The organism is Streptomyces sp. NPDC002276 (assembly GCF_053891435.1).
Genome location: NZ_JBSFCQ010000049.1, coordinates 1 through 9,103, shown reverse-complemented (window position 1 = coordinate 9,103; position 9,103 = coordinate 1). Strand labels below are relative to the sequence as shown.

General features: G+C 69.4%; 1 protein-coding gene and 1 pseudogene. Both read right to left on the bottom strand.

Features of this window, described 5'->3' with window-relative positions; genetic code table 11:
• A partial coding sequence (locus ACWIHT_RS47040) for a non-ribosomal peptide synthetase (protein ID WP_456174799.1) occupies window positions 1-3,593 on the bottom strand: 3,593 nt, incomplete at its 3' end.
• Window positions 3,594-3,608: 15 nt separating this feature from the next.
• A pseudogene (locus ACWIHT_RS47035) lies at window positions 3,609-9,092 on the bottom strand (amino acid adenylation domain-containing protein); the annotation flags it as partial.
• Between the last annotated feature and the right edge of the window lie 11 nt (window positions 9,093-9,103).

The following is a 9,103-nucleotide window of genomic DNA, read 5'->3' as shown; positions in this document are numbered from 1 at the left end:
CGGATCAACGTGAACCGCACCAGCGGCGGAGCCGTGAGGTCGAAACGCCGCGCCCGGTCCCCCTCCAGCCACTCCTCGACCGCAGCCTCCCGCTCAGCCGGACCCAGCCCCGTGAAATCGACCTCCTCCCAGGGAACATCCACCTGCCTGGGGATCACCTGAACAGGCTGCCGCAGACCCTCATGCACGAACCCCGCGCGCAGGTTGGCATGCCGTTCCATCAGCGTTGACGCGGCACTCTTCAGTGCCGCGACGTCCAGACGCCCCTCCACCAGCGACGACAGCTGCGTCGTGTACACATCCAACGCCTGCTCGTCGTACAACGCATGGAACAGCAGACCCTCCTGCAACGGAGCCAGCGGAAGAACATCAGCGACGTCCTTCCACCTCGCCTCCACCACACCGATCTCCGCCTGACTGAGGGAGACCAGGGGCAGGTCGGAAGGCGTGAAACCACCCGCCTCGGGACCGCCCGCGGGCTGGGAGCGCGCCGCGAGACCCTCCACCGTCTTCCGCTCGAAGACGTCCCGCGCGGAGAACACCAGGCCCGCGGCCCGGGCCCGCGCCACCAACTGGATCGACAGGATGCTGTCGCCGCCCAGCTCGAAGAAGCCGTCGTCGACCGATACCGACGCCACACCGAGTACCTCGGCGAACAGACCGCACAGGATCTCTTCCTGCGGAGTGCGCGGCCCCTTGCTCTTGGCGCCGGAGACGAAGTCGGGGGCGGGCAGGGCGTGCCGGTCCAGCTTTCCGTTCGGCGTCAACGGCAGCGCATCCAGCGTGACGAACGCCGACGGCACCATGTAGTCCGGCAGCCGCTCCGCCACGAAGCTGCGCAGTACGGACGGGTCGCCCATGGCCTCGCCGGCGGCGGGCACGACGTACGCGACGAGCCGCTTGTCGCCCGGCGTGTCCTCACGCACGACGACCGCCGTCTGGACCACCTGGGCGTGCTCCGCCAGGACCGTCTCCACCTCACCGGGTTCGATACGGAAACCCCGCACCTTCACCTGGGTGTCGGCGCGCCCGACGAACTCCAGCACCCCGTCAGCGGACCAGCGCACCACATCCCCGGTCCGATACATCCGAGAACCCGACACCACAGCGAACGGATCCGCGACAAACCGCTCAGCCGTCAGACCCGCACGACCCACATAACCCCGCGCAAGACCGGCGCCCGCGATGTACAGCTCGCCCGCCACACCCACCGGCACCGGGGACAGACCCGCATCCAGCACATACACCCGCGTGTTGTCCATCGGACGCCCGATCGGCACCGACCCGGCGACGGCCACGCCCGCCGGAACCTCATACCGCGTCGCACACAGCGTGATCTCCGTCGGCCCGTACAACACCCGTACCGCAGTGTCCGGACACGCGTCCAACACCCGCCGCACCGCCACGGGCGACACCACATCACCACCCGTCAGCACTTCGCGGACGCCGCTGAAGCACGACGGATCCTGCTCAGCGATCACACGGAACAGACCGGCGGTCAGATGGACGGAGGTGATGTCCTCCTGCGTGAGGAGCTTCCTCAGGGTCACCGAGTCGATCGGCCCGGCCGGGGCGACAACGACCCTTCCCCCGGAAAGGAGAGGAACCCACAGTTCGTAGTTGGAGATGTCGAAGGCATGGGGTGCGTGGAAGAGGATCCGATCCCGCGGACCGCTCTTCCAGCACGAGTCCAGGACGAGTTCGGCCACGCCCCGGTGGGTGACGGCCACCCCCTTGGGCTCGCCCGTCGATCCCGACGTGTACATCACGTATGCCAGGCCTTCGGCCTCGACGCGGGTCCCGCCGGACAGCGCGTCCGCCCTCTCCCCGGACAGCGCCCTCGCGGCGACGCCCGCCACATCGACCACCTGAACGGCGTCGGCCAGCACGGCGGCATCCGTCGGGCGGTCCGTGAGCAGCAGCCGGGCACGGGAGTCCTCCACGACGAGCCGGCGTCGTTCCGCCGGGTATCCGTCGTGCAGCGGCACGTAGAACGCGCCGGTCTTGAGTACGGCCAGCAGCACCACCACCAAATCGGAGGAGCGCTCCATCCAGACGGCGACGGCCTGCTCCGGTCCCGCGCCCCTGTCGATGAGGTCACGGGCCAGGGCATTCGCCCGGGCGTCCAGTTCGGCGTACGTGATCTCCGTTCCGCCGCCGACCAGGGCGACCGCGTCCGGAGTGGCACACACCTGCGTCCGGAAGAGGTCGACCACTGTGCTGGCGGGCACCTCATGGACGGTGCCGTTCCCTGCGGCCAGGATCCGCTCGCGTTCGGCCGGGTCCAGGACGTCCACGTCACGGACTGGGGTTTCGGGTGCGTCGACAATCGTTTCGAGGACCCGGATCAGGCGCGCCGCCAGCTGCTCGACGGCCTCCTGGTCGAAGGCGTCCTCCCGGTAGTCGAGGCGCAGGCCGAGCTCCTGCCCGGGCAGGACCATGAGGCTCAGCGGGTAGTGGGTCGCGTCGTGACCGGCTACGTCGGTGACCTCGATGTCGGTACCGAGCCCGGCCGACGCGGCCTGGTCGACGGGGTAGTTCTCGAAGACGACGACGGTGTCGAAGAGTTCGGCCCGCCCGACGGTCTTCTGGATTTCGGCGAGCCCGAGGTGCTGGTGGGGCATCAGGCGTGCCTGTTCGTCCTGTAGGCGGGCGAGGGCCTCGATGACCGGTTGTGCGGGGTCGAGCCGTACGCGCACCGGCAGGGTGTTGATGAACAGTCCCACCATGGACCCGACCCCGGGGAGCTCCGGCGGACGTCCGGAAACGGTGGTTCCGAAGACCACGTCGTCCAGGCCGGTGAGGCGGCCCAGCAGGACACCCCAGGCGCCTTGGACCAGCGTATTGAAGGTGAGGTTCCGTGAGCGTCCCAGTTCGGTGAGGGCGCTCGTCAGTCGCTCGTCGACGGTGAAGGTGGCCCGCCGGGGGAATGATTCCGCGGCGGATATGCCCAGGTGGGGCACGAGGTGGGTGGAGTCCTCAAGTCCGCCGAGTTCGGCCGCCCATGCCCGGCGTGCGGCTTCGGCGTCCTGTCGTGCGGTCCAGGTGAGGTAGTCGCGGTACGGCGTGACCGCCGTGAGACGGGCCTCGCCGCGGCTCCGGTAGAGGCTGAAGAGCTCCTGGAACAGGACGGCGTTCGACCAGCCGTCGAGCAGGATGTGGTGGTTGGCCCACACGAACCGGTACTCGTCCTCGGCCACGCGGATCAGGGTGCAGCGGAGCAGCGGGGACCGGCTCAGATCGAACCTGCGGCTACGGTCCTCGGCGAGGAGGCGTTCGGCCTCGGCTTCGCGGTCCCCGGGCGCGAAGTGGGTGAGGTCGATGTCCCGCCAGGGGACTTCGACGTCCCGCATCACGACCTGTACGGGCTGTCCCGTCTTGCGGTGCTGCACACGCACCCGGAGGTTGGCGTGGCGGGTCAGGACATCGTTCACCGCCTGGCGCAGCGTGGGTCCGTCGACCTTGCCCCGCAGGGAGACGACGAGCTGAACGACGTACGTGTCCGCCGCTTCGTCGTCGAACTGTGCGTGGAACAGGAGCCCTTCCTGTAGGGGCGACAACGGAAGGATGTCTTCGATACGCGACCGCTTCATTTCAAATCCTTCCGTTCAGTCTTCCGTCTCGGCGAACTCGAATTCGTCGATCTCGTCTTGGCTCAACCCCAGCAGGGGCACGTCGGACGGGGTCAGTCCGCCGACGCCCGGGGAATCGGCCGATGCCGCCAGGTACGTCAGGCCCCGCGTGTAGGCCTCGGCGAGGCCTTGTACGTCGGCGACCGTCCAGAGCCGGTCGGGCCAGGCCCAGGTGGTCAGCAGCTCGGGTCCGCTACCGGTGTCCCGCGCCACCACGTTGATCGTCAGGGCGTACGCCATGGGCATGTCCGGGTCGGCACCGCCGCCGGCTTCGCCGTCATCGACGACCGACCAGGGTTGCGCTGTACCGCCCTGCCCCGTGGGGGCCGGGACACGTCCGAGGTAGTTGAAGAGGATGTGCGGTTCGGGGAGGGCTGCGAGGCGGTCGGTGGTCTCCGGGTTGAGGTACCTGAGCAGCCCGTACCCGAGGCCGTTGTCCGGAGCGGCCCGCAGCTGCTCCTTCACGTACTTGAGGGTGTCCTCGGCTGTCCGCCCGTCTTCCCGCCCGTCGCCGACCGCCCGCGGGTCGAGGCGGACGGGGGAGACGCTGGTGAACCAGCCCACGGTCCGCGAGACGTCCAGGGCGGGCGTGATCTGCTCCCGCCCGTGGCGCTCGACGTCGACGAGGAACGGCGGGGTGCTTCCGTCGGGCCGTGCCGTGCGGCTGCCGACGGCTGTCAGCAGGGCCGCGAGGAGAACGCTGTCCGCACCGCAGTTGAAGGCCTCGGGCAAGGAGGTCAGCAGCGGCGCGGCCACGTCCGACGGCAGCGTCACAGTGACGGTCCGCGCCGTGCCCCACGTGTCGTGTGCCGGGTCGAGGGCCGGGACGGAACTCCACGGCGCCTCGGTTTCCTCTACGACCCCCTCCCAGAAGGGCAGTTCGCCAACCCTCCGCCCGGCTTCCGCCGATGTGTGTTCGGCCCAGCGGCGGAAGCTCGTGTAGACGGGCTGGAGGTCCGGTCGCCTGCCGGCCGCGATGTCCTGCCACGCGGAGACGAGGTCGGGTACGAGGATGCGCCAGGACACGGCGTCGACGGCGAGGTGGTGAAGCGTGATCACCAGCCGGCCGTGCTCGTGCGGTCCCGCGTCGAGCCAGACCGTGTGCAGCATCCTTCCGTCCGCCGGGGACAGCAGGCTCCTCGCCTCTTCCTCCTGCCGGGCCACCAGCGTGCGGAGTTCGCGCTCGCCCAGGCCCGCGGCTTCGACGCGGGTGAAGCACGACTCGGCGGAGACGCTGCCCGGCGGCAGCACCTCCAGCTGCCAGGTACCGTCCGCGTCGGCGGTGGTGAGCCGGGCCCTCAGGAGGTCGTGATGGTCGACGACTTCCCGCACGGCGGCGATGAGGTCGTTCCGGACCAGTCCGCCCGGAGTCAGGAGGGTGACCGACTGGCTGAACCTCTCGATGGCACCGCCGCGTTCGCGCAGCTGGTGCATCACGGGAGTCAGCGGGACCACGCCGGTGCCCGGGTCGGTCGTCCCAGCATTCCGTGTGTCCACCTCGACCGCCACGGCGGCGAGCGCCTCGACGGTCTTCCGCTCGAACACCTGCTGCGGTGTGATCGTCAGTCCCGCCGATCGTGCCTTGGCGACCAGCTGGATGGAGACGATGCTGTCCCCGCCCATCGCGAAGAAGTTGTCGTCCGCGCGGACCTCGCCGACGCCGAGTATGTCGGCGAAGACGGCGCAGAGGATGCGCTCCTTGTCGGTACGAGGCTCCCGGCCGCCGCCTCCGGCGTAGTCGGGCACGGGCAGGGCCGTACGGTCGAGCTTGCCGGTCGGTCCGAGGGGAAGGGCGCCGAGTTGTATCAGGGCCGCCGGGACCATGTAGTCGGGCAGGGCTTCGGCAAGGCGCAGACGCAGGTCGTCGGGCTCGACGCGTACGTCGGCATCGGCGACGAGGTAGGCGACGAGCCGCTTGTCCCCCGGCCGGTCCTCCCTGACGACGACCACGGCCTGGGCCACGTCCGCGAACGACTCCAGCACTGTCTCGATCTCGCCGGGCTCGATGCGGAAGCCGCGTATCTTCACCTGGGTGTCGGTGCGGCCGGCGAACTCCAGGGTGCCTTCGGACCGCCACTTCACCCGGTCCCCGGTCCGGTACATGCGCGTCCCCGCGGCACCGAACGGGTCGGCGACGAAGCGCTCCGCGGTCAGGTCGGGCCGATCGACATAGCCGCGCGCCAGGCCCTCGCCCGCGATGTACAGCTCGCCGATCACTCCCCGGGGGACGAGCGCCAGCCCTTCGTCGAGCACGTACAGCCGCGTGTTGTCGAGCGGCCGGCCGATCGGTATGGAGGCCCGGTCGTCCGCACCCGGCGGCAGGGAGTGGTGGGCGACGCACAGGGTCGACTCGGTGGGACCGTAGCTGTTCGTGAACCGCATGCCGGAGGTGTGGTCCATCACCTTCCGCACCGCGGAGAGGGACACCGTATCGCCGCCGACGTAGACGTCGCGGAGGGTGCCGAAGCTCTGGGGTTCGCTCTCGGCGAGGAGCCGGAAAATCCCCTCGTTGAACAGGCCCACGGTGACTCGCGCCCCGGCCATGGTGCGGGCCAGCTCGGGGATGTCCGCGGCCACACCGCCCGATGTGACGAGGGTGGCACCGTTGAGGAGGCCGCCCCACACCTCGTAGGTGGAGGCGTCGAACGACGGCGAGGAGTGGACGAGGACACGGTCCTCGGTCGCGCGTCCCCAGTACTGGTCGGAGACGAGCGCGACGACGTTGCGGTGTGTGACGGCCACGCCCTTGGGGCGGCCCGTGGAGCCGGAGGTGAACATGATGTACGCCAGGTCGAGCGGCCGCACCACAGGGGCGGGAGCGGCTGCGGACGGCACGCCCTGTGAAGGCAGATCCTCGACCAGCAGCACGTCGATGCCGTGGCCGCGATGTTCCCCCGGGATCAGGGCCAGGGTCTTCCGGTCTACGACGACGGCGATGCTCCCCGAGTCACCGAGGATCAGTTCCAGGCGGGCGACGGGGCTCCTACTGTCCAGCGGCACGTAGACCGCTCCGACGTGCGCGACGGCCAGCGTCATGGCGATCTGGTCGGGCCAGCCGTCCAGCAGGAGCGCCACCCGGTCGCCCGGCCCGATGCCGCGCGAGACGAGCCCGCTCGCGAGTTGCCGTACGCGCGTGCCGAGTTCGGCGTACGTGAACTCGATCTCGCCGCTCACCACCGCGAGGGCATCGGGGGTACGCGTCACCTGCGCCTGGAAGAGTTCCGGCAGTGTCGCTCCGGGGATCTCGCGGGCCGTGTCGTTCCAGTCGACGAGCAGGCGTCGGCGTTCGTCGGTGTCGAGCACGCCGACGGTACGGATCGGCCGGTCGGGGTCTCCCGCGACGGCTTCGAGGAGCCGGGACAGCCGCTCGGCAAGCTGCTCGGCCGTGCTCCGATCGAACAGGTCGGTGCGGTAATCCAACTCGCCCTGGATTCCGGTGGGGGATCCATCGTGACCGAGGGTCTCGGCGAGGTTGAACGACAGGTCGAACCTGGCCGCCACATCACCGGCAGGCCCGACCTGGGCGTGAACACCGGGCAGGTCGAGGTCGGGTTGCGCGTTGTTGTGGAAGGCGAGCATCACCTGGAAGAGAGGGTGACGGGCCATGGAACGGGCCGGGTTGAGGACCTCCACCAGCCGCTCGAACGGCACATCCTGATGCGCGAAAGCCGCCAGATCCGCCTCCCGGACCCGCTCGACGACCTGCCGGAACGACGGATCACCCGACACATCGGTGCGCAGGACCAGTGTGTTCACGAAGAAACCGACGAGGTCGTCCAGGGCGTCGTCGGTACGGCCCGCGATCGGCGTCCCGATCGGGATGTCGTGACCGGCGCCCATCTTCGACAACAACACCGCCAACGCGGCCTGCACCGTCATGAACACACTCGCACCACACGCGCGAGACAACTCCACCAGCCGGGCATGCACCCCCGCAGGAACACGCACGCCCACAGACGCACCCGCATAGGAAGCGACCGACGGACGCGCATGGTCGACCGGCAACTCCAGCTGCTCCGGAATCCCGGACAGAGTCTCCCGCCAGTAGGCGACCTGCGCCGCGATCACACTCCCCGGGTCATCCTCGTCACCGAGAACCTCGCGCTGCCACAACGTGTAGTCCGCGTACTGCACCGGCAGCACGTCCCACGCCGGTGCGACACCCCGGCAACGGGCCGCATACGCCTGCGAGAGATCCCGCGCCAGAGGCGCCATCGACCAGCCGTCGGCCGCGATGTGATGGACCACCACCACCAGAACCCACTCGTCAACCGAATCCACGTCAAGCAGCGTCACCCGCCACGGCAGATCCCGCTCCAGATCAAAACCCGTGCCAGTCACACCGGCCACCGCCGAAGCCACCCCATCCGAGGACACCGCTTCCACGACGACCTCGGGGACACCAGCGGCGCCCGTCAGAATCTCCTGCCGCGGCTCACCGTCCACCTGCGGAAACACCGTCCGCAAACTCTCATGACGACCCGCCACATCCCCCAACGCCGCCCGCAACGCCCCCACATCGAGCGCCCCGCTCAGGCGCAGCACGAGAGGAATGTTGTACGTCGCGGAGACGCCCTCCAACTGGCCCAGGAACCACAGCCGACGCTGCGCGAACGACACCGGAAGAACCCCCGGCCGCACCCTCACACCCAACCGCTCCCGAACCCCACCACCCTCATCAAGCCGCCCGACAAGGCCCGCAACCGTCGGCGCCTCGAACAACGCCCGGATGCCCACCTCGACCCCGAGGACGGAACGGATCCGACTCACCAGACGAGTCGCCAGCAGCGAATGACCACCCAGCTCGAAGAAACTGTCATCGATGGAAACGGCACTGACGCCCAGGACCTCGGCGAACAGGCCGCAGAGCAGTTCCTCCCGCGGCGTCCGGGGAGCCCGCCCGGACGCATCCGACACGTACTCCGGCGCCGGCAACGCCCGCCGGTCCAACTTCCCGTTCGGCGTCAACGGCAGCGCATCCAGCACCACGAACGCCGACGGCACCATGTACTCCGGCAACCGCCCCGCCACGAATCCACGCAGCACCGCCGTATCGACAGCACCATCACCGTCGGATGCCGGCACGAGGTAAGCGACCAGCCGCTTGTCGCCCGGGATGTCCTCCCGCACGACAACAGCCGTCTGGGCCACCTGCCCGTGCCCCGCCAGGACCGCTTCGACCTCACCCGGCTCGATACGGAAGCCGCGTACCTTCACCTGCGCATCAGCCCGGCCCAGGAACTCCAGCACCCCGTCCGCGGACCAGCGCACCACGTCCCCGGTCCGATACATCCGCGAACCCGACACCACCGCGAAGGGGTCCGCGACAAACCGCTCAGCCGTCAGACCCGCGCGGCCCAGATACCCCCGCGCCAGCTGCGCACCCGCCACATACAACTCACCCGCAACACCCACCGCCACCGGCGACAGACCCGCATCCAGCACATACACCCGCGTATTCGCCAACGGAC